Annotated in this window: 3 protein-coding genes; all 3 read left to right on the forward strand. The window is 38.8% G+C overall.

What is annotated here, in order from left to right; translation table 11 throughout:
- The coding region (locus tag IQ242_RS20705) for a glycosyltransferase family 4 protein (protein WP_193961249.1) at positions 1-921 on the forward strand (921 nt) is incomplete at its 5' end.
- A gap of 9 nt (positions 922-930) precedes the next feature.
- Complete coding sequence (locus IQ242_RS20710) at positions 931-2265, forward strand: TrkH family potassium uptake protein (protein WP_193961250.1); 1335 nt, start codon at positions 931-933, stop codon at positions 2263-2265.
- 95 nt (positions 2266-2360) lie between these two features.
- Positions 2361-3050, forward strand: coding sequence for a TrkA family potassium uptake protein (locus tag IQ242_RS20715; protein ID WP_002750520.1), 690 nt, complete (start codon positions 2361-2363; stop codon positions 3048-3050).
- Positions 3051-3167 lie beyond the last annotated feature (117 nt).

The following is a 3167-nucleotide window of genomic DNA, read 5'->3' on the forward strand; positions in this document are numbered from 1 at the left end:
CTACAGGATAAACTCAGGGAACTGAAACCCGATCTAGTTCATGCGTCCTTACCCCTGTCTCCCCTCGATTTTCTGCTACCAGAAATTTGTGAGTCTTTAGATTTGCCTCTGGTGGCGACTTTTCACCCAGCTTTTGATAGTAAAATTCGCAATCTCATCTCCAGTACCCAATTATTAACCTACCAACTACACGCCCCTTTTTTAGCTAATTACGATAAAGTAATTATTTTTTCCACCTCTCAACGGGATTTTTTAGTTAAATTGGGAGTTCCCGAAGAAAAATTAGCAATTATTCCCAATGGGGTTGATATTAATAAGTATTGTCCAGGACCATCGAATATTAAAGCTCAATATAATGCTGATTGTTTATTTGTTTATCTCGGTCGGATCATGCCGGAGAAAAATGTAGAATCTTTATTGAAAGCTTGGAAAAAAACCAATTTAGGGGATAGATGCAAACTGCTCATTGTTGGCGATGGTCCGTTAACTCCTTCCCTTAAACCTTTTTATGGAGAAGAAGATGGTATTATCTGGTTAGGTTTTATCGGCGATGAAAATAAACGAATTGAAATTTTGCGCGGGGTTGACGGCTTTATTTTACCCTCTTTAGTGGAGGGTTTATCGATTTCCCTCTTGGAAGCGATGGCCTGCGGTGTTGCTTGTCTGGCTACGGATGTGGGTGCCGATGGGGAAGTGTTAAAAGGTGCGGGAATAGTTCTAGATACTAAAGGACTAATTACCCAATTAAAAACTCTCTTGCCTGTATTACGAGATCATCCCGAATTAACCACAATTTTAGGTCAAAAAGCCCGTCAAAGAGTTTTAGACTCTTACACTCTTAGCAAAAATATCGATCGCTTACAGTTAGTTTATCAAGAAGTGTTAGCCCAAAAACAATCTTCTCTTAGCTACTTTCACTAAGGAATTTATATGACGATTGCCCGGACAATTTGCTTGGGATTTATTGCGGTAATTTTAGCGGGAACTTCCCTGTTGATGTTGCCTGTTTCTACCACTAGCGGCACTTGGAATGATCCAATTGTTGCCCTCTTTACCTCCACTTCTGCTGTCTGTGTCACGGGTTTAGCAGTGGTAGATACGGGTACTTATTTTTCTTTTTGGGGTCAATTATTTATCGCTTTATTAATTCAAGTGGGTGGACTGGGATATATGACCACTACCACTTTTTTAATGTTATTAATTGGGCGAAAATTTGACCTGAGACAGAAGTTAGCAATTCAAGAATCCTTTGATCGACCTTTCCTACAAGGTAGTCAAAGTTTAATGAAATCAGTGATTGCTACTACTTTAGTTTTTGAGTTAACAGCAACTTTTGTTATGTTAACTGTCTTCGCCCAAAAGTATGATTTTAGGTATGCGGTCTGGTTATCTTTATTTCATAGTATTAGTGCTTGGAATAATGCGGGTTTTGGCTTGTTTAAAGATAACTTAATTTCCTATCATTCTTCAATTGTTATTAACCTATCTATCACAGGGTTGATCATTTTTGGAGGTATCGGTTATCAGGTAATTATCGAGTTTTACACTTGGTTTATTCACCGCTTTCAATATAAACGAAAAGGCTTTGTTTTTTCCCTTAACTATAAAGTTGCTATCAGTACAACTATATTTTTGTTAGTGATAGGAACATTAGCTTTTTTATTCACTGAACAGGGAAATACTGACACTTTGGCTAATTTATCAATTAAAGATAAATTGCTGGCCGCTTGGTTCCAATCGGTAACATCGAGAACAGCAGGATTTAATACCATTGATATCGGTAAAATTTCCGTAGAAGGTTTATCAATTACCATGGCTTTGATGTTTATTGGTGCCAGTCCTAGCGGTACAGGGGGAGGTATTAAAACCACAACTTTTAGGATTTTATATAACTGTACCCGCTCAGTTTTACGGGGACATGAAGAAGTGACTCTTTATCAAAGACGCATTCCCATGCCGTTAATTTTAAAGTCAATGGCGGTGGTTTTTGGTTCGGTTATAGCGATTATTATCTCCACCCTAGCTATCTCATTTGTGGAGACAGATTTTAAAATGATTCAACTGTTTTTTGAGGTAGTTTCTGCCTTTGGAACTGTCGGCTTATCTATGGGTATAACCGCCGCTTTATCACCGATTTCTAAGTTAATTATTGTTTTTATGATGTATCTGGGACGGGTAGGAGTTATACTTTTAATAGCGGCTATTATCGGCGATCCAAAACCAACAGTTATTAATTACCCCGAAGAAAACCTTTTAGTGGGATAATTAATATCAGTTATCAGTTATCAGTTATCAGTTTCTCCTGTCTCCTCACTCATTGATACTAGCATTTTAAATGCGTAACAGCTTCAATTAAAATTATGCAATCAATTAAATTTTTTAGTAGTATGCGTCCCCAAAATCGCCAATTTGCCGTCATCGGATTAGGCAGATTTGGGCGCGCCGTTTGTGAAACCCTACGCAAACAAGGTTATCAGGTGGTAGGGACAGATATTGACGAAGGATTAGTAGCGCAAGCGTTATCTGATCGGATAGTAGATAATGCGATCGAGCTTGATTCTACCAAACCTAACGCTCTGCGAGAAGCGGGAATTTTTGAAACCGATACGGTGATTGTCGCTATTGGTAAATACGTGGAAGAAAGTATCATTACTACTCTCAATTGTAAGGAAGCGGGGGTTAATTTTGTCGCCGCTAAAGCCTCCACAGAAATCCATGGAAAATTACTCAAAAAAGTTGGTGCAGATTTAGTAGTTTTTCCCGAATACGATGCTGGTTGTGAGTTAGCGCACCGTTTAACTAGACCATCAATTTTAGAACGATTTGATCTCGATCCCGAACATAGTATTGTCGAGTTAAAAGTCCCGGAAGCTTTTCACGGTAAAACCCTAGCAGAGTTAGAAATTCGTAATCGTTATGGGTTAAATATTGTCGCTGTCGGTAATGCGGAAAAATTCAAGATTAACCCCAATCCCCAAGAAAGATTACACAAGGATTTAGCAATGGTGGTGATTGGTTCTAACCGAGATATTCAGCGTTTACCGATTTGACACTCCCCGCTCTAAAGAGACGGGGATTCTTGGTTCACAGAGATTACTTGCTTAGACAGAATTGCTTCTGAAAAAGTAGAGGTATTCTCTCCCCAAGCGTTTATTGGATCGAGCCCA

The sequence above is a fragment of the Microcystis sp. LEGE 08355 genome (assembly GCF_015207185.1).
GTDB classification, from domain to species: Bacteria; Cyanobacteriota; Cyanobacteriia; order Cyanobacteriales; family Microcystaceae; genus Microcystis; species Microcystis panniformis.